At 38.2% G+C, this 20,008-nt stretch carries 16 protein-coding genes; 11 read left to right on the forward strand and 5 right to left on the reverse strand.

All coding sequences use genetic code 11. The features are described 5' to 3' along the window. Positions 1-138 precede the first annotated feature (138 nt). The gene (locus JHE06_RS00235; RefSeq protein ID WP_058919612.1) at positions 139-708 is read left to right on the forward strand and encodes an NUDIX hydrolase; all 570 of its coding nucleotides are present in this window, start codon (positions 139-141) and stop codon (positions 706-708) included. Positions 709-783: 75 nt separating this feature from the next. Here the strand turns inward: JHE06_RS00235 and uraA are convergent, their stop codons facing one another. Then, positions 784-2,058, reverse strand: coding sequence for a uracil permease (uraA, locus tag JHE06_RS00240; RefSeq protein ID WP_201088931.1), 1,275 nt, complete (start codon positions 2,056-2,058; stop codon positions 784-786). 319 nt (positions 2,059-2,377) lie between these two features. On the opposite strand from uraA, the gene JHE06_RS00245 reads away from it, so the two are divergent. The 3 genes from JHE06_RS00245 (at position 2,378) to JHE06_RS00255 (ending at position 6,119) form a co-directional block, all read left to right on the forward strand. Next, positions 2,378-2,902 (forward strand): DUF1456 family protein, encoded by a 525-nt coding sequence (locus JHE06_RS00245; protein ID WP_058919614.1) that lies wholly within the window; start codon positions 2,378-2,380, stop codon positions 2,900-2,902. Between the two features lie 343 nt (positions 2,903-3,245). Further along, positions 3,246-4,754, forward strand: coding sequence for a DUF1846 domain-containing protein (locus JHE06_RS00250; RefSeq protein ID WP_201088933.1), 1,509 nt, complete (start codon positions 3,246-3,248; stop codon positions 4,752-4,754). A 141-nt stretch (positions 4,755-4,895) separates the two neighbouring features. Beyond that, positions 4,896-6,119 (forward strand): ISL3 family transposase, encoded by a 1,224-nt coding sequence (locus tag JHE06_RS00255; RefSeq protein WP_201088935.1) that lies wholly within the window; start codon positions 4,896-4,898, stop codon positions 6,117-6,119. Between the two features lie 119 nt (positions 6,120-6,238). Here the strand turns inward: JHE06_RS00255 and JHE06_RS00260 are convergent, their stop codons facing one another. Then, positions 6,239-7,093, reverse strand: a complete 855-nt coding sequence (locus JHE06_RS00260) for a DegV family protein (RefSeq protein ID WP_201088937.1) — start codon at positions 7,091-7,093, stop codon at positions 6,239-6,241. 491 nt (positions 7,094-7,584) lie between these two features. On the opposite strand from JHE06_RS00260, the gene JHE06_RS00265 reads away from it, so the two are divergent. The 3 genes from JHE06_RS00265 (at position 7,585) to JHE06_RS00275 (ending at position 11,247) form a co-directional block, all read left to right on the forward strand. Then, complete coding sequence (locus JHE06_RS00265; RefSeq protein WP_201088939.1) at positions 7,585-9,603, forward strand: Na+/H+ antiporter; 2,019 nt, start codon at positions 7,585-7,587, stop codon at positions 9,601-9,603. Between the two features lie 505 nt (positions 9,604-10,108). Further along, a complete protein-coding gene (locus JHE06_RS00270; protein ID WP_201088941.1) occupies positions 10,109-10,510 on the forward strand; it encodes an SRPBCC family protein in 402 nt (133 codons plus the stop codon). A gap of 119 nt (positions 10,511-10,629) precedes the next feature. Continuing rightward, on the forward strand, positions 10,630-11,247 hold the full coding sequence (locus JHE06_RS00275) for a GyrI-like domain-containing protein (RefSeq protein WP_201088944.1): 618 nt from the start codon (positions 10,630-10,632) through the stop codon (positions 11,245-11,247). A gap of 72 nt (positions 11,248-11,319) precedes the next feature. On the opposite strand, the gene JHE06_RS00280 is transcribed toward JHE06_RS00275, so the two are convergent. Next, on the reverse strand, positions 11,320-12,510 hold the full coding sequence (locus JHE06_RS00280) for a coenzyme F420-0:L-glutamate ligase (RefSeq protein WP_058919621.1): 1,191 nt from the start codon (positions 12,508-12,510) through the stop codon (positions 11,320-11,322). 125 nt (positions 12,511-12,635) lie between these two features. Here JHE06_RS00280 and JHE06_RS00285 point away from each other — a divergent pair, with 125 nt between their 5' ends. Next, the gene (locus tag JHE06_RS00285) at positions 12,636-13,526 is read left to right on the forward strand and encodes a LysR family transcriptional regulator (RefSeq protein ID WP_058919622.1); all 891 of its coding nucleotides are present in this window, start codon (positions 12,636-12,638) and stop codon (positions 13,524-13,526) included. A gap of 79 nt (positions 13,527-13,605) precedes the next feature. Here the strand turns inward: JHE06_RS00285 and JHE06_RS00290 are convergent, their stop codons facing one another. Further along, positions 13,606-15,039, reverse strand: coding sequence for a SulP family inorganic anion transporter (locus JHE06_RS00290; protein WP_201088946.1), 1,434 nt, complete (start codon positions 15,037-15,039; stop codon positions 13,606-13,608). A 199-nt stretch (positions 15,040-15,238) separates the two neighbouring features. Then, a complete protein-coding gene (locus JHE06_RS00295) occupies positions 15,239-16,150 on the reverse strand; it encodes a 1,4-dihydroxy-2-naphthoate polyprenyltransferase (protein WP_201088948.1) in 912 nt (303 codons plus the stop codon). Positions 16,151-16,474: 324 nt separating this feature from the next. Here JHE06_RS00295 and JHE06_RS00300 point away from each other — a divergent pair, with 324 nt between their 5' ends. From JHE06_RS00300 to JHE06_RS00310, 3 genes are read left to right on the forward strand one after another with little or no spacing between them, the layout of a single operon-like run. Then, a complete protein-coding gene (locus tag JHE06_RS00300) occupies positions 16,475-17,293 on the forward strand; it encodes a serine hydrolase (RefSeq protein WP_201088950.1) in 819 nt (272 codons plus the stop codon). Positions 17,294-17,337: 44 nt separating this feature from the next. After that, positions 17,338-18,216: a C40 family peptidase gene (locus JHE06_RS00305; protein ID WP_236253585.1), complete on the forward strand. Its 879-nt coding sequence runs from the start codon at positions 17,338-17,340 to the stop codon at positions 18,214-18,216. Between the two features lie 45 nt (positions 18,217-18,261). Next, positions 18,262-19,944 (forward strand): peptide ABC transporter substrate-binding protein, encoded by a 1,683-nt coding sequence (locus tag JHE06_RS00310; protein WP_201088954.1) that lies wholly within the window; start codon positions 18,262-18,264, stop codon positions 19,942-19,944. Positions 19,945-20,008 lie beyond the last annotated feature (64 nt).

Raw genomic sequence — 20,008 nt, forward strand, 5'->3', positions numbered from 1 at the left:
GGTAAGGTGAATTTATGGACAGGTTTTGGTAGAATAACAACTAAATGGAAAGAATTTATCTAACTTTAGTAAATTAAGATAAACGATTAAGTGCATAGTTCAAATTTCTGTAAAGAACTTGTTGAAGGAGAAGTAGACATGAATTTAAAAGAACAAATCAGCCATTACATACCTTATACTATTCAAGAAGCTAAAGAGCAAGAAGTCATGCTGCGTTATATGGATACATTCGATAACCTGCTGACACGGGAAAATGAATTTGCGCACTTTACGGCATCGGCTTGGGTCGTTAACCGTGCACGAACGAAGGTATTGATGGCTTATCATAATATCTATCAGTCTTGGTCATGGGTCGGCGGGCATGCAGACGGTGATGCAGATCTGCTGCAAGTGGCTCTAAAGGAAACAGCAGAAGAAACAGGGGTAACAGCTATTGCTCCAGTATCGAGGGACGTTTATTCTCTTGAAATATTAGGTGTCCCGGCTCACTTAAAAAAAGGCGAACCGATTGCGACACATCTGCATTTAAATGTAACTTATTTGATTGAAGCCGATGAAAACGAGGACACAACCATCAAACCGGATGAAAATAGCGCAGTTGAATGGATGAGTTTAACGGAAGCTGTTAAAGCTTGCACAGAGCCTGAGATGCGAGTCGTTTATCAAAAATTGAATGAGAAGCTAGAGACTTTTAAGCAGAAGGACTAAAGCAAAAACAGACAGAAAGCTTCTTTAATGAAGAAGTTTTCTGTCTGTTTTTTGCTTTTTATTGAAAGTTAGTTTTTATTCTTCAGCTGATTCGTTCATCCAGCCAGCTTTATCGAATAAATAGAAGGCGACACTTAAAATAATTCCGACCACACTTGCCAGAATCATACCTTTTAATTCGATACCAGCAAAGTTGACGGTTAATCCGCTTAACCCAGCAACAAAAACGATAGAAGTCAAAATCAAGTTCTTTGATTTGCTGTAGTCGACTTTGGATTCGACCAATAAACGCAGTCCGCTTGTCCCGATCATTCCATAAAGTAAGAAGGTCACTCCTCCAATAACGTTGCCGGGGATGGTAGAGATCAACGCGGCTAAAGGTCCTACAAAAGCCATACAGATTGAAAAAATAGCCGCTCCGGCAATCACACGAACACTATAAACACGGGTAATAGCCATCACACCAATGTTTTCGCCATAGGTGGTGGTCGGCACTCCGCCAATCAAACCTGACAAGGCAGAGGCAAAATAATCAGCGAATAATGAGCGATGCAGACCAGGCTCTTTCATCAAGTCACGTCCAATTACATTTGATGTAACTACTTGATGGCCGATATGTTCAGAAGTCAGTACTAGCAGAACAGGCAGCATGGTCAAAATAGCGTTCAAATCAAATTTTGCCCATTGAAAATGCGGCATGGTGAAAAGAGAAGTTTCTAATACAGGTGTAAAATCGACCATCCCGAAAGCGATCGCTGATAGGTAACCGACTACGATAGAAATCAAAATCGGAATCGTGGATAAAAATCCTTTGAATAGGACCGAGCCTAGGATAGCGACTCCCAACGTAATGAAAAAAACGATAAAGTCTTGAGATGCAGCAGTATCCGTCATCAAGTTTGCGCCAATTGAGCCGCCTTGAACGGTGTTGCCTGCTAGCTCCAATCCAATCAAAGCCACGACTGCTCCCATTGCTGCTGGCGGAAGCACGACATCGATCCATTTGGTACCTACACGACGAACGAAAAGGGCCAACAGGCACCCGATAATACCCAGCACTACAAAAGCGCCTTGGGCATATTGAAAGCCTTGATTAGCAATGATAATACTCGTCGGTCCGATAAACGCAAAACTTGAACCTAGATAAGCTGGAGCTTTTCCTTTTGTAATCAAAATGAATAACAGAGTGGAGACCCCGTTCATCAATAAAACAATGCTGGGATCAATACCAAAAATAATGGGAACTAAAACCGAAGCTCCGAACATAGCGAATGTATGTTGTAAACTGAGAGGGACAAGCAATTTTCCTGGTACCTTCTCATCGACTTGTATGATTTTCTTCGTTGACATCTATGATTCCTCCTATTTTTGGGCACAAAAAATGCCCCTTTGAATGGTATATTCGCAAAAGGACCTAAGGTATCAAATATTGACTTGTTACCCTTTTTAATCTCTCTGGATTAATTTAAAAGGACTTTGCTTTGATTTATTCTAGCAGTAAATATCTCGAATTACAACAACCGATTATTAATTAAACAAGAGAAATAATTTAACTCTTCTAGACGGATCATTAAATGATGGTTATCTGTTGGCAAAGGATGCAATAATAGGAATAAAGCTTTATACTGATACTAGATAACTATTGGAAAGCTTTTGGAGGGTTAATAAGATGAACAATAATGACCGATTAGTGAGATTGAGATATGCTTTAGATATTAAAGATACAGATATGGTAGAAATTTTTAAACTAGGTGGTTTGGAATTAACAAAAGAAGACGTAAAGAAAATGCTGACTAAATCAATAAACGAAAGTTCTGATAAAGTAAAAGAAGAGGAATTCCAAAAAAATGATTATGTAAAAGACTGTTCTAACCAAACGCTAGAATCCTTTTTAAATGGTTTGATCGTATTCAAAAGAGGCAGACGAGATTCAGAAGCTAAAGAAACGGAAAAACCAGTTCTAATGATGATAAACGATCGTAATGTGAACAACGTGTTGCTTAAGAAAATTAAAATAGCTCTTTCGCTTACTAGTGAAGACATGTTGGGCGTATTAGGCAATGCTGGCGTTCATTTATCAAAAAGCGAATTGAGTGCGGTGCTTAGAAAAGAAGGACACCGGAATTACAAAGAATGCGGCGATCGATACGCTAGAAACTTTTTAAAAGGGTTAGCTATCGCATGGCGTGAATAACGATTCTTTAATACCGTTTTATGCAGTAGAATACTGGACTGAACTTTCGCTCTTAGTTGCTGAAGTTTAGTCCAGTATTTTATTAGTACGATAAAAAAATATTTTAATTGATTCTACACAATTTCATAGACAAAATACATTGATTATAAAAAATAAACCCCTATAATTAAAAAGGATGTAAAAATAGTGCAGTAGATTTAGGCAAAATTTAAATTATAGACAAACGTATGCATTTTTAATAGTAGTTAGAAATAAAACCGTTAGGACGACAAAAATCGTCTAACTTTTTTTTGTTTCGGACGTATGCTGCTAAAACTCAACAATCATATAGGAGGAAAAGCACATGAAAAAAGTAGGATTTGATTTACAAAAATATATTGAAGAACAGTCAAAATATATCCTAGAACGAGTAAATGATTACGATAAATTGTACCTTGAATTTGGCGGAAAACTTATTGGCGATAAACATGCTAAACGGGTATTGCCCGGATTTGATGAAGATGCAAAAATAAAGTTATTGCAAAAATTAAAAGATCAAGCTGAAATCATTATTTGTGTTTATGCGGGAGACATAGAGCGGAATAAAATTCGCGGTGATTACGGAATCACGTACGATATGGATGTCTTTAGATTAATTGACGAATTAAGAGGGTATGGCTTAGCGATCAATAGTGTGGTCATCACTCGGTATAACGGACAGCCCTCTACGAAACTCTTCATTAATAAATTAGAAAGAAGAGATATCAAAGTCTTTACTCATGCGGCAATTGAAGGGTATCCATCAGATATCGAGAACATTGTCAGTGAAGAGGGCTTTGGGAAAAACGAGTACATTCCAACAACTAAACCAATTGTTGTGGTTACGGCGCCAGGTCCTGCGAGCGGAAAATTGGCAACGTGCTTAACTCAGCTTTATCACGAAAGCCACCAAGGGAAAACAGCTGGGTATTCAAAATTTGAAACCTTCCCAGTTTGGAATATTCCATTAAAACACCCGCTTAATATTGCTTATGAAGCAGCAACTGTAGATTTAAATGATGTAAATGCGATTGATAGTTTTCACTTTGAAAAATACAATCAAGTAGCGGTCAATTACAATCGTGATCTTGAAACCTTCCCAGTTATTAAAAGGATCATTGAAAAAATTACCGGAAGAGAATCGGTATACCAATCTCCGACAGATATGGGAGTTAATCGTGTTGGATTTGGTATTATTGATGATGAAGTTGTAAAAGAAGCCTCTAAACAAGAAATTATTCGCAGATGTTTTTCAACAGAGTGTGATTTTAAAAAAGGACTAATTGACGAGGAAATCCTTAATCATATGAAAATGATTATGCAAGAAGTTGAACTGAAGAAAGAAGATAGAGTTCCTGTGGCACCAGCTCGTAAGTATGCTGAACAGTTGAGAGAACGCTCAGAAACACGCGATATGCCAGCAGTTCTTGCATTCGAATTACCAGATGGCCAAATCGTTACAGGAAGAACAACGGCTTTAATGGATTCTTGTTCTGCAGCCATTTTAAATTCCATTAAGGTTTTAGCTCATATTTCAGATGAAATCCATTTATTGTCTCCTAATATTTTAGAAACAATTCAAAATCTTAAAGTAAATGATCTTCACAGTAAAATAGCGGCTTTGAATGCAAGTGAAGTCCTTATTGCCCTTGCCATTAGTGCAGTGACTAACCCTGCTGCCCAATTGGCCTATAATAAGTTGTCTGAACTGCAAGACGTGCAAGCTCACTCAACGGTTATGTTAAACAAAGATGATGAACAAACACTTCGAAAATTAGGACTAGATATCACTTGCGATCCAGTCTATCCATCAGAAAATTTGTATTATATTTAAATAGAACATGCAAAAAAGGCTCTATAATATTTAGTGTTGGTGAACCAATCGGTTCACTGGCACTATTTTTTATTTTTAAATGAAAAAAGACCAGTGAACTCCTATAATTAAGTTACCACACAAAAGAATAGGAGAATTCACATGGCCTACACTCATTCTATAAAAAAACTGCTCAATATTAAAGACCCAAATATTTATTTATCTGAAGTTCCTGTTATGAAGGAAAAGAAAAAGGATCAAGAATATCTGGTAGTGCATGGGAAATTGACCTATCGGCCTACCTGCTGTAAAGTGTGTGGTGTCAAAAACAACTCTCACCAGGATCTCATCAAACACGGCACAAAGTGTTCTACACTCACACTGACTCATGTCAATTTCCAGCCTGTACTGCTCCGATTGAAAAAGCAGCGATTTCTTTGTAAGCACTGTGATTCGACTTTCATAGCGGAAACCTCCCTGGTCGATCGCCATTGCTTCATCTCTAATTCGATCAAGACAACTATTGCCATGGAATTGAAAGAGACACAATCCATGACACTTATCGCCCAGCACCTGTCCGTTTCTCCTCCTACTGTGATTCGGGTAATGCGCCAAGTGGGGGAGACGCTTGAACCAAACAATCAGGAACTGCCCCAACATCTTTCCATCGATGAATTCAAGTCGGTCAAGGATGTATCCGGAGCGATGAGCTTCCTGTTTATTAATGCGTCAACCCACCGGTTGACGGATGTTGTCGAGAATAGACAACTGCCTTACCTGCTGGATTATTTTATGCGGTATCCAGTAGAAGCAAGAAACAAAGTCAAAACGGTCACGATGGATATGTATTCACCCTATACACAGCTTGTGAGAGATTGTTTCCCCTACGCTAAAATCATCATTGACCGATTCCACATCGTTCAACATATGAATCGGGCTTTGAACAGCGAACGAATCAAGGTTATGAATGAACTGCGTTACACGAGGCCAAGGGATTATCGAAAACTAAAAAAACAATGGAAGTTGGTGCTTAAAAATGAAGACGATTTAGATTTTTCCCGTTATTTTACCCACCGGTTATATGAAGGGGCTGTTACTGAAAAAATGATGGCGGATTACCTTGTGCAACTTGATTCCAGACTTGAACGTGTCTATGGGCTTTTCAATCAATTGAAGTGGGCACTGGAACACCGTGATTTCAAACGATTCAAAAGATATTTAGAAGAATCAAAAAAATATGCTTTACCAAGAAAAGCGAGAACTGTTCTTCAAACGTTTGAAAAATATCTGGAGCCCATTAAAAAAGATCTATCATTTTGGGTGTTGGTAAATGAAATGACTATATGCTACAATCTTGAAATTTTTGGAAGAATAGTGGCTGCTTGAATCCCTGGAGACCCAAAGGGCCCTCCAGGGCGGTCCCATGGATTTCTACAAGCAAACACGTAAGTTCCGAAGGAAATTTCAATCTAAGAGACACCAACACGATTTGATAAAGAGCCCTATTATTTTTCTAAACCAGCAACTCCGAAAGCCCCTGGACCGCCATGAGTAGAGATCACCGATCCAGTCTGGATCCATTTGATATTTTTAAAACCTTTCTCAGCTGCGAGCTCACTCATACGATGCTGAATGCTTTTTTCAAGTCCAAGCGAGTAAAGGAAGTAAAGTTGTTCTTTATCGATGTCGTAACGGTTCAAGTAGTCGTGCAGCAATTCTTCTGCCACACGGCTCATTTTTCCCCGGTATTTTTTTGTGGACATCAGTTTACCGTCAATCAACTCAATAAGTGGTTTTAATTTTAATAAAGAGGCTCCAAGGTAAGCCATATTTGATACTCGCCCGCCAGCTCTTAGAAACTCTAAGCTGCCTGGTACAAACGCTAGACGCGCTTTAAAGACACTTGCTCTAATGTGAGTCAGCAATTGATCAAGTTCTATATTAGGTTGTTTTTCTAACAAATCTACTGCATACATCACAATAGCCGTTAACCCGCCAGAAACATTTAAAGCATCAATAAGGTAAAGATCTGCAAAGTCTTCGGATACGATACGTGCATTTTGGAAGGATGAAGAAGCTTTTGATGTGTAGCCAATATGAACAATAATGCAGTCTGGGTATGCTTTTTCTATCTTTGTAAAGAATTCATGGTATTCATTGGGGTTTGTAGAAGTTGTCGTGGGAATCGTTTTTGTCCGTTCATAAAAATCGTAAATGTCTGTTACAGGTGTAGATCCATCATCCAGATAGTCTTTTCCATCCATAACGACGTGCATAGGGACAACTTGAATAGCGTGTTGCTGGATCAAATCTATTGGAAGATCTGCTCCACTTTCAGTTGAAAAAACAATTTTTTTCATAAAACTTCTCCTAATGCACAAGCTCCTGCAAGTATTTCTATACAGTCCGTGCGTTCTATACTTTTTATTTACTATAGCATATATTAAAAGGCCACACCATACTTGTATGAAATCAGTTACAAAGAAAAGCGAACATTTATTAAAATCAGAAAAACCTATTAAAAAGTGTTAGGTGATTTGGCCTTTTTCCAGTAAAATTATTTTATCATTGTTCTTTAAACCAGCCATACTGATTGTTTTTCTCAGTAAAAGAGGATAATGAACGGAGATCAACGGTTGTCTTCAAACGTTTCAAAAATAATGTAACAGCTATTAAAGAGAATTTCGTTGCATGACTAGGTCTTACCTTATTTTTAATTCGTTTGATTTCATTTGGAAAATGTAGCAAATATGTAAAGTATTTCTGGAAAATCTATTCATGAGTTAAAGGTTGAAAGCTTGGCAGCCAATGCTAAAGTACGAAACCAAATTGAGAATTTGGGAGGGAAAATATGAGTTTATTAATGACAGTTTTATTACTGTTAGTTTGTTTGTTGATTTCAAATGTTATTAGTCACTATATCCCTTTTATACCGACAGCATTGATTCAAATAGCTTTAGGAATCCTTATTGCTAGTTCATTTAAGGATATTTCGTTTGAATTAGAGACGGAATGGTTTCTATTATTATTTGTTGCACCGCTTTTATATAATGATGGAAGGCATTTTCCTCGTGAAGAATTATGGAAGATGCGCGCGCCTATTTTCGGTAATGCCATAGTATTGGTCTTATTGACGACGATTGGCGGCGGAATATTTATTCATTGGATCATCCCCAGTATTCCGCTTGCAGCTGCTTTTGCTTTGGCCGCTATTTTGTCGCCGACCGATCCAGTAGCGGTAAACGGCATCACAAAACGAATCCACTTGCCGGAAAAAGTACTGACGTTGGTTAGAGGAGAATCGCTGATCAATGATGCTTCAGGCTTAGTAGCCTTTAATTACGCGATTGCTGCGGTTATAACCGGTTATTTTTCATTAAAAGAAGCGATCTTCGACTTTTCATATATCTTTATAGCAGGAGCTTTTTTTGGACTGGTGATTGGTTTAATAATTACATGGATCAAACATAGTCTGCGGAAAAAAGGAATCAGTGATGCTTCTTTCCATTCGTTATTGCAAATCCTGACTCCGTTTATTATTTACATCATTACAGAAGAAGGTCTGCATGCCTCGGGTGTTATCGCAGTAGTGGTAGCGGGGATAGTGCATTCGATCGTCGAAGAGCGAACAGAAATTCTGGCGGCCGAGGAACGGCTTCTAACAGAAAACATCTGGTCGATGATTTTATTTGTTCTAAATGGGATCGTCTTCTTATTATTAGGATTAAATATCCCTTCTTCCGTAATCGAAACAGTTTCCAATCCTAGGATCGGAAATGGTTTAGCGATTGAGTACGTAGTAGCCATTGGTTTAGCTATTTTAGTTATTCGTTTTGTTTGGACCTATATTTTCTTCCATTATCAATATTACTTTGGGAAGATAAAAGGTAGTGAGAAATTAGATTTTAGAACCTGTTTATTGATCAGCTTAACAGGTGTTCGCGGGACGGTCACAATGGCCGGTGTTCTTTCAATTCCTTATGTTGTACAGAGCGGCGCCCTGTTTCCCGAGCGTTCATTGATGTTGTTTTTAGCAGCAGGCGTGATCCTGTTTACATTAGTTGTGGCAACAATATTCTTACCGCTTTTGAGTACTGCAGGAGAATTTGTTCCTAAAAGCGATTTGACTGAAGCGAAACGTAAAATTATTGTAGAAGCAATCAAACAGATCAGACAAGAAGTAGATGAAGAAAATGAGCTAGTAGCTTATGAATTGATAGCGGAGTATAGAAGGTTACTTGGGAAAATCGAGACTGAAAAAAATGTAGCCGAAACGAAAGAATATCAACGTAAAATTACTGAAATCAGATTAATGGGCCTAAAAGAAGAACGAAAATACATTCAAAACATCAGAGAAAAAGGCCAAATTGACCAAGAAACGTTTGAAGTAGTTGAAAATTCACTTGATCACCGAGAAGAAGTGCTGTCTAACAATGTTCGTACAGACGCAAAGTATATTCTGGGAAAAGCCTTCAGAGGCTGGTTACGATATAAAGGACATTATCTTCTAAATGATGAAACGAACAAAGCACAGTTGCAATTGGGAAGAGATGTGCAGTTAAAAGCTTTTGAAGCGGCTCATGAAAAGTTAGAGCGCTATGCAAAAGAACACCCTGAAACGGATATGATTCATATTGTTGTATTGGATTATAAACGCATGCTGAATCGACTGGTAAATACTCGAGCTCAATACAATGAGAAAAGAGAAGAACTAAGAGAAGGTTTATGCATTAAAGTGATGGATACAGAACGCTTTGAAATAAGCCGCATGTACAAATCAGGAGAAATCAACAATGAACAATCGAAAGGTTTAAGACGGTTTGTCAATTACATTGAAAATGTTATTCTGTACGAAGCAGCTGAAGAATAAGACGATAGGTCGCTATTATCTTTGCTTCCAGAAGTTAAAATAGCATAGTGTAGTCAGCAACAAAGGCAACCATCTAATAAAGTCTCATATATGACAGTGAAAACCTCTAAAATGCCTGTTATAAAGGTGTTTTAGAGGTTTTTATTGTTCGTTTGTTTTAAAATTTCTTTTATCTTTTTGTGAGTACCGTAAGGATTTCAAAACGCTATCGATAAGGTACGCAAACCCCATTTAAGCACCTTAAGTATGTTAAATCTCTGTTGTTAAGGGACATAAGAACATCATGTAGACTTTATGTATGAGATAGGAGTCTTTGAACTCCTTTTTTAAATCTGCACGGTTATTCTCAGAAGTTAAATCAGCTAAAGTGTGGTCACCATCAAAGACAGCAATTAAATAATATGAGATACTAGAGACAGAAAAAATACTTGAATGCATATTGTTTATTAGGAGAAGTTTTGGAATAAATAGTAAAATGTAAAAAAGATTATTGGTGGGGAAAATAATGGCAGAATTTTCATTAGATTTTCAGTTGAAAAGTTCAATCGATACTGTCTGGAGCGCACTAACCGATTCAACTATGTTAGAAAAATGGATATGGAAAAATGATTTTAAACCAAGTGTAGGGCATACCTTTCAATTTCAAGCGGAACCAAATGAATGGTGGGATGGAATTGTAACAGGCAAAGTCCTTGTGGTGGACACTCCGAATACATTATCTTACACATGGGGCACAGGTTCTGAAGTCCATACGGTTACATGGACACTGACAGCAACAGGTGTTGAAACGACTCACTTGCACCTTGATCAAACCGGAATTAGTGAAAGACCAGGCGCCTTAGAAGGAGCTGAATCTGGTCAGATAGCATTAGTTGGAAAACTTGAAAACGTGTTAGCTGAAATGTAATACCAACACTGTACAAAAAAGACATGCGAAAAAAGCTGTCTAAGAAATTTTAGACAGCTTTTTTTCGTGGTTTTAAAGCAGAGAACACAGAGTAGTTTGTTAAAAAGGAGATTTTTTCCATGAAATACGAATGGCGGAAAAAGGACAAGAATATTTACTTGCCCAAAGAACAACCGACGATCGTGACACTTCCTAAAATGCAGTATTTGATGATTGAAGGGGAAGGAAACCCTAACGGCAGTGGTTTTTCTCAAACCATTGAGGCGCTTTACGCTTATTCTTATGCTTTAAAGATGTCCCCACGAAAAGGGATTGAAACAGCTGGTTATTATGATTACACTGTTTTTCCTTTAGAAGCTTTTTGGGATTCCAAAGTACCGGTTGTTAAGGGCGCCCCTCTTGACAAAGATCAGCTTCTTTATTGTATTATGATTCGACAACCAGAATTTATAACCGAAATGTTAGTAGAAAAAGTCGAAGAAACCGTTGCGAAGAAAGTGCCGAAAGAAATGCGTGACCGTGTCTTCTTACGATCCCTCGTGGAAGGTCGCAACTTACAAATTCTGCATGTAGGAAGTTACGATGATGAACCTCGAAGTTTCCAACGAATGTCAGACTATTGTGACGAACAGGGTCTGGAACGTATTGGACACGTTCACAAGGAAATCTATCTTTCCGATGCTCGAAAAGTGGCGCCAGATAAATTGAAAACAGTGTTGCGTTTTCCAATTAAATAGAACTATAGACTAAAAAAGGCAGTCAATTGAGTGATTTCTCAATTGACTGCCTTTCGTTAAAGAAAGCTGTTTTTAGTTTGTATAGTTGTCAAAATAGCCTTGGATAAAGACAATAGGAGTGCCTTTATCTCCGCTGCCTGAAGTTAAATCAGCTAATGATCCAATTAAATCCGTTAATTGACGTGGAGTTGTTCCTAGCGTTTCATTAGAACCAACAAGATCGACATCTTTATTGTCAATGAAGCTAGAAATGGCTTGTTTCAATTCTTCGCCTCTTAAATCAGCAAAATTGTTGTCAGCAAGGTATTTTAATTTTACTTCGCTAGGAGTTCCTTCAAGTCCTGATGTGTATGCGGGAGATACAACTGGATCAGCCAGTTCCCAAATCATTCCGACTGGATCTTTGAATGCTCCATCTCCATAAACCATGACTTCTACATTTTTACCAGTTTTTTCTTTAAGCATATGTTGGATTTGATCTACGACAGGTTGGCAATTGCGCGGAAACAGTTTTATGCTGTCTTCCGTTGCTGTATTTGAACCTAAAAGGCCAAATTCTTCATTATATCCACTGCCATCGATTGATTCAGCTAAGACATTATCAAGGCTGTAGATTTTTTCTCCGCCATTTGCTTTTAATATTTTTTTAGTTCTGTTTCTTGTGTGGATATCACAAGTCAAAACATTTTTTGTATAGTCAAGAATCGTTCTTGGGTTATTAGAGAAGATTATTTCGCATTCGGCTCCGGCTTCTTCTATTAATGATTTATAGAATTCAATATAATCAATACCTGTAAATGCATGTTTTTTATATCCGAAATGATTGCGGAATTCTTCTTCTGTTAAAACGTCAGTCCAAGGATTGACGCCTTTTTCATCAAGCATATCAAGATCAACTAAATGATTCCCAACTTCGTCTGCTGGATAGCTAAGCATCAAAACTATTTTTTTAGCTCCTTTAGCAATACCGCGCAAACAGTTTCCAAAACGGTTACGGCTTAAGATAGGAAAGATGACGCCAATCGTCTCTTGGCCAAATTTTGTTTGGATATCTTGAGCAATTTGATCTGTGGTTGCATAATTTCCTTGAGCCCGGGCAACGATCGATTCTGTGATCGCTACAATATCTTTATCAAGAATTTGAAAGCCTTCAGATTCTGAAGCAGCCAATACGCTTTCCATTACGATCTCTTCAATCCGATCTCCTTCATTAACAATAGGACAACGAAGCCCTCTAGTAACTGTTCCAACTACACGTTCCAATATAAACCGCTCCTTATAACTCTTAAAGTTTATTTAAACAATGATTCTATCTACTTGTAATATACCCCATTTTAGTGGTATAAGTAAAATTAATCTATTGAATGGTAGGTATAAGGAGTGATTATGTGGTAAGCAAATTAGATTTATATAAAGTATTTTGTACGGTCGGCAAAAGCGAGAGCTTTTCTCAAGCAGCAAAAGATATGTACATGACACAGCCGGCGGTAAGCCAAGCCATCAGGCAGTTAGAAAAAGAACTAGAGATACGCCTCTTTAATCGTACACCTAAAGGAGTCACTTTGACTCATGACGGGCTGCTTTTATTTGAATATGCTAACTCAGCGTTGAATTTGCTTCGTATCGGAGAAGAGAAAATGGTGGAATCCAAAAATTTAATGGCCGGAGAACTGAGAATAGGAGTAGGCGATACGATTTCAAGATATTTTCTGCTGCCTTATTTAGAGGCGTTTCATAATAGCTACCCTCAGATAAAATTTAAGATTTTTAATGGCACAACATTAGAACTTAGCGCACTATTAAAATCAGGCGAAGTCGATATCATTATTTGTAATTTTCCGTTAAATGACCCTGCATTAGAATTACGACCTTGCCTGGAAATCCAAGATATTTTTGTTTGCGGAGAGAAATATAAAAGCCGCTTAACAAAACCGTTAACTCTTACTGAAGTAGCAGCATTCCCGTCTATCTTACTTGAGCCGAAATCAATCTCTAGAAAGTATGTCGAAGATTATTTATTGACCAAAGGGATAAAAATCTCACCGGAATTTGAATTAGGTTCACATGATTTATTATTGGAATTCGCTAAAATAAATTTAGGGATCGCTTGTGTGACAAAAGAGTTTTCGCAAGAATATTTAACCAAAGGATTAGTCTACGAAGTTCCTTTGGTTGAAGAAATACCTCAGAGAAACATAGGAGCCTGTTCGTTAAAAAGCGTCCCTTTATCTTCAGCTGCCACGAAATTTATTGAGATGATCGAAAACCAAGAAATTTAATTTTCTTGGTTTATCGCCAATTTAAAAACCCCCTAAAAAAACAACTGTTTTTGTAGGGGGTTTTGTGTCAATCATGGAATTAGTCTAAAAAGTATCCTTTTAATTTTTCGACTAATTCTTGGCTTTGAGCATTCAAGCCTTCTATTTCAACCTGTTTATTTTGTGCTTTAAGTTTTTGGATTACTTTGATGATCGCTTCTACACTGGAATCATCCCAGATATGCGAGTGCGTAAAGTCCAAAATAATCAAATCATCTTGAATAGGTTCTGCGAAAGCTTGTGTAAAGTCATGAGTAGAAGCAAAAAATAATTGCCCATGAATCTTAAAACGATTATTTTCTTTTACAACATAGACTAAAGAGATTTTCGTCATAAAGACTATAGCACTTAAGACAACTCCTGCGATAATTCCGATGGCTAGATTATGTGTGTAGATAACGATTCCTACAGTAATCAGCATAATAGCTCCTTCGGTGATGTGCATCGTTTTGAGATACTGGAAACTTTTCCAATCAAATGTGGCAATAGCGACAGTGATCATAATTCCAATTAAGGCTGCTGTAGGGATTTGAATCATCAGTCCTTTTAAAACGACGATTAAAAACAAAAGAAAAGAGCCGGCCGCAAAAGTCGACAAACGTTTTCGTCCACCTGATTTAACGTTGATAACAGCTTGTCCAATCATGGCACAACCAGCAGGACCGCCTAAGAAACCAGTCACGATATTCGCTAATCCTTGTGCTTTGACTTCGCGCTGGTTATCGCTTGTTGTATCGGTCATCTCGTTGATCAATGGAGCGGTCAATAAAGATTCTACTAGACCAACGATCGAAAGAGCTAATGCTGTCGGGAAAATAATTCTTAAAGTTTCAAAATTTAACGGAATGTTGGGAAACGATAGGCGTGGCAAAAGGCCATTCATATCGCCCATATCCCCCACTGTTTGAATGCCCATCGGAAATACGATTGAGCACACGGTCATCAAAACAATGACAATCAGTGCAGGAGGGATTGCTTTTGTGATTTTGGGAATTAAATACATTAAAGCAATAGTGACTCCGGCCATTAGGTAAGTCCATTGATTTCCGCCGACCAATTGTTGGATTTGAGCAGTAAAAATCAGCAAAGCTAACGAGTTAACAAAACCGAGCATAACGGGTTTTGGAACAAAGCGCATCAATTTTTGAATGCCTAAGTAACCTAGAATCAATTGAATGATCCCAGTTAAAATAGTGGCTGCAATCATATACTGTATCCCATGATTCTTGATCAGACTCACCATTACTAGAGCCATAGAGCCAGCAGCAGCAGAAATCATCGCTGGACGCCCACCAGTGAAAGAAGTCACCAGTGCCGTTGTAACAGATGCAAATAAAGCAGTCATAGGGTTAACCCCAGCAATAATGGCAAAACCAATAACTTCGGGTATTAAAGCAATAGAAGTAACCATTCCGGCTAGGAGATCATTTTTGACATTTCCCAACCATTCTTCTTTTTTTATAGCAATTAACATTATTTCATTCCTTTTCTTTAAAATTTTCAGTTTATTCAACTTAGCAGCAATACAGATTTCATTATAGCCAAATGCAGATAAGATAGAAAGGCGTAGTTGCCGGCACCTTGATATTTTCTTAGAAAATAGACAAGACAGCAGCATCAAGGAAATAGGAACTGATTTTATCTGACAAAGCCGTTCAGAAATGCTATGTCCTTTAAAATAAATAACTAATGAGTAACCCAGCAGTTAACAAGAACCCAAAGAAGGTAGTGGTCAGAGCAGTTGATTTCATTGCTATGCGCATATATTGCGGTTCAGTATACCCTCTAAGAAATCCTTGAATGGCTTCGAACGGTTTTTTCACCGTTAAGAAAACAATAAATGCCCAAGGACTGATATATCCCGACGCAACTAGAAATACGATCCATACATATGAAACAGCGAATGCAATAGATAACACAATGATTCCTTTCTGATCTCCAAGAAGAATCGCTAATGTTTTCCGTCCACCTTTACTATCTTCTTCGATATCGCGGATGTTATTGGACAGGTTGATGGCACCAACTAGAATCCCGATTGGAATAGAAATCAAGAGACTTTGAAGAGTGATGGTCTGTGTCTGAATAAAAAAAGCAATCAATACGAAACCTATTCCCATTGATAATCCAGAGAATAATTCTCCAAAAGGAGTATACGCAATTGGGAATGGCCCGCCAGTATATAAATAACCGATGGCCATCCCCAGTAAACCAATTGCTGCCAACAACCAACTGCTGTTCATACAAATGTATACACCAATAAAAGCAGCTAGAACGTACAATAAAAATGCTGTTGCTAATACGTTTTTCGGTTGTAAACTATGCCGTACGATGCCACCGCCAATTCCAGTAGAGTCAGCGGTATCCAGCCCTCGTTTAAAATCATAGTATTCGTTAAATAAGTTTGTTGCGATTTGTAGCGCTAAACAGGCAGCCATCATAGCAATAAATAAAAGCCCATTGATTTTTGATTCGGACATGGCTATTACGGTTCCTAAAATGACTGGAGAAAAAGTCGCTGTTAGGGTATGTGGACGCGTCATTTTCCACATCAGTTTTGCAGAGCTTAGTTCTTTTTTATCTTCCATAAAATTATTCAACTCTCCTACTTTAATAGATTCAAATTACTTGTATAACTGTTCTTATTTTCCGTTTCCTGAACCTTTCTTGCAATATACTTGGTGATGCTTCCTGGCAATAGTATCTTAATTATACTTCATATACAATGCGATTAGAGGCATTCAATGCACCCGATTAGACAACGTCTTAGATGGAAACGTTTTATTTGAATTGTGAAATGAAAAAATATTCATTATAATTAGATAAAAGTAATAAAACGCTGTTAGTTTAATGTGGAGATTTTATGAACGGCGGTGATGAACTAAAAAAGGTTTAAGCAAAGGAGAGCAGACATGGATTGGATGAAAGAAACAAAAAATTTGAAAGAAACATTTGTACCCTATATGCATTCTGCGTTATACATAACGGATGGAAAGCAGGTGTTAGCAGCAGATCAGGAAGCAGAATTGATTTGGGCAGCGAGCATCATAAAACTACCGATTTATTTATACTATTACGAAAAAGCGATTGAAGGAAAACTGGATTTGTCTGAAACGCTAACGCTGCCAGCTGAAGGGCGCGTAACCGGTTCGGGGGTCCTTCATTTACTGACGACGAAAGAGAGTTGGACAGTAGAAGAACTATTGCAGTTGATGATCGCTGTTTCAGACAATGAAGCCACGAATCAATTAATTCGTTACGCTGATTTGAAAACGCTTCAAAGTTGGATAAAAACCAAAGAATGGGGAGATGAAATTAAACTCAGACGGTACTTGATGGATTATGCTTCTGGTTTAATCAACGAAGTATCAGCAAGAGGCGCAGTTCAAGTCTTGCAAGACATCATCGCCTTGGGCCAGACAGCCCCACTATGGAAGGATAGAATCGAAAAGCCTTTAGTGAAGCAGCAATTTCGTACCGGTTTACCAGGCGCTTTAGATGAACGAGAAATTCCTGTTTTAGAAATGCTGAATAAAACCGGTGAAGACAATGGCATTCGCCATGATGTTGCATTGTTTCGTTACCATGATCAAGAGTTGTTTATCGCAGCTTTGACGAAAGAAGGGCAAGAAGAAGCGAAAGCATACGAATGGATGCAAGAAATTGGCAAGCTTGCTTTTGAAACCTTAAAAGCGGCTGACGCTCAGTCAAAGTCTATTCATTCAACGTGACGTGAGAAAAAGGAAACAAGGAAAGGCGGATAAAAGTGAAAAAAATGATAAATAAGAGTTCGGCTTTTTTGTGGTCCGATCATAAACCGCATGCCGTAAAAGAAAAGCTGATGCATCAAGAACGAAAAGCCAAATTCTATCAACTAACAGATGAAGAAGTCCTATCTTTATATACAGATCGGCTAGTAGATTCAGAATTGCTTTATGGTGAAATAGTCGATACAAAAGAAACCAGTGGAGCCTACACTAAAATCGTGGTTCCCGATCAAAAAAGTTCCAAAGATCAGGCTGGTTATCCAGGATGGGTGTTCACAAACGATCTAAGTCCTATTCCTGAAGACTGGTCAGCGGAACTAGATAAAGCCGCCATTAAAAAATCAACAGCTCAACTGAATTTTTTTGATATGGCATATGAAAAGCAAGAGATTTCAGTAGGAACGGTTTTTTCAGTCACTGAGGCAGACGAAAAAAACATTTATGTTCTCACTCCTGATGGTCCAGGCTGGATTGCTAAAGAAGCCGTTCAATTCCTCGGCCAATCTAGTCAGGATAGCGCTGAACAAATCATTTCTTTGGCAAAAGAATTTTTGCACCTACGTTATGTCTGGGCAGGAACGAGTGTTGTGGGGTTTGATTGTTCTGGTTTTGTTTATAGCTTGTATCGTGTTTTCGGTAGAGAACTGAGCCGCGATGCACACGAACAAGCTTTGGAGGGTACGGAAGTGCACTATTCAACTGCACAGCTGGGCGACTTGTTATTTTTTGCTTACGAGGAGGGAAAAGGCGCCGTTCACCACGTAGGAATTTACATCGGCGACGATCAAATGATCCATTCGCAAACACCTGGATCAAAAGTAATCATTACGACTATTTCTGGAACGAATTATGCAAAAGAATTGTGTACCGTCAGACGTCACTTTTGAATGAACTAAAAATCAGCAAACAGGATAAGGAAAGGGTGAATTAAGATGAAGAAAAGGTTAAAAGGACTTATTGGTGTAATAGGAGTTGGACTAGTTTTAAGTGCATGCGGGAATACGAAAGAGGCTGTTGTGAATGATTCAGCTTCATCGTCAACCAGTGACAAGAAAAATCTTGCTGAAAAACAAGAACTGCATTTAACTGCAGCTTCAGAAATACCTTCACTTGATACGGCTATTGCGACAGATTTGACAAGTTTTACTGTCATGAACAATATTTTTGAAGGACTGTATGAATTGGGCCCAGATGGCAAACCTATTTTAGGAGTAGCAGATAGTAAACCGTCCATTAGTGAAGATGGCAAAACATATACTTTTAACATTCGGGAAGACGCTGTCTGGTCAAACAATGAGGCTGTGACAGCGGATGATTTTGTTTATGCTTGGCAAAAAATAGTAAATCCTGAGACCGCTAGTGGTTACGCTTATATGTACGATGGGTTGATTCAAAACGCGACGGAAATCATCAACAGCGAAATGGAACCAGCCGAATTAGGTATTGAAGCCGTTAGTGAGAAAGAATTAAAAATCACCTTAGCTCAACCTACTTCTTATTTTGATCAATTGCTGACATTGCCTTTCTTTTTCCCTCAAAATAGAGCGTATGCTGAATCACAAGGTTCGGATTATGGCATGAGCAGCGAAAATTTGGTTTACAATGGTCCATTTGTTTTGACGGATTGGGTACAAGCGAGCAGTGTAGAATGGTCTTATGAAAAGAATCCCGATTACTGGGATAAAGAAGCAGTTTTACTCGATAAAATCACCGTAAGTGTCATCAAAGAAGTTTCAACGGAATTAAATTTGTATGAAAATGGCGATGTAGACATTGCTGTATTGAGCGGTTCTTTTGTCGAACAATACAAAGACGATCCTGCTATTGTTTCGACCTTGCAAGCTGTTTCGTTTTACATTGAAATGAATAACGTTAACAGTGGGGAAACGACGGAATTAAACAATCCCAATATTCGTATGGCCATTGCTTCAGCAATTGATAAAGAAGCCTATGTGGACAGCGTGCTGCAAGATGGTTCAGAATCCATCGATGGTTTTGTACCTGCTGGTCTAGCAGCCAATCCTAAAACAGATGCTGATTACCATGAAGATGCTGGCAATCTGTTGCCTTACGATCTTGAAAAAGCAGAAACAGCTTGGAAAAAAGGCTTGTCTGAATTAGGAGTTGACGGGATCGAATTAGAATTGATCACTTCTGATACAGAAAGCTCAAAACGGTTAGCCGAATATCTGCAAAATGAATTGCAGACGAACTTGCCAGGGATGACAGTTAAGTTAAGAAGCATGCCGTTCTCGATGAAACTGGATACGGTCCGTAAAGGAAGTTACGATATGGCTGTTAATTCATGGGTTGCGGATTTTGCGGATCCCATCAATTATGTTGAACGATTCCATACCGACATCAACCGAATGAATTATTCTAATCCTGAAGTTGACGCATTGGTAGAAAAATCTAAAGCAACTTACGATAACGATGAAGCGCGTTGGAACACGCTCGTTGAGATTGAAAAAGTCGCACTTGGCGAAGATGCGGCCTTGGCGCCTTTATACCAATCTGCTGAATCTTATCTGCTGCAGCCTTATGTGCAAGATATGTACAAACGGGTTTTTGGTCCAGACAGTTACAAATGGGCTTGGATCTCAGCGGATAACTAAACCTTAAAAAAATCTTCTTTTCTTAATGAATCATTCATTAAGAAAAGGAGATTTTTTAGTCAGT

Source organism: Carnobacterium sp. CS13 (assembly GCF_016653495.1).
Lineage (GTDB): Bacteria > Bacillota > Bacilli > Lactobacillales > Carnobacteriaceae > Carnobacterium_A > Carnobacterium_A antarcticum.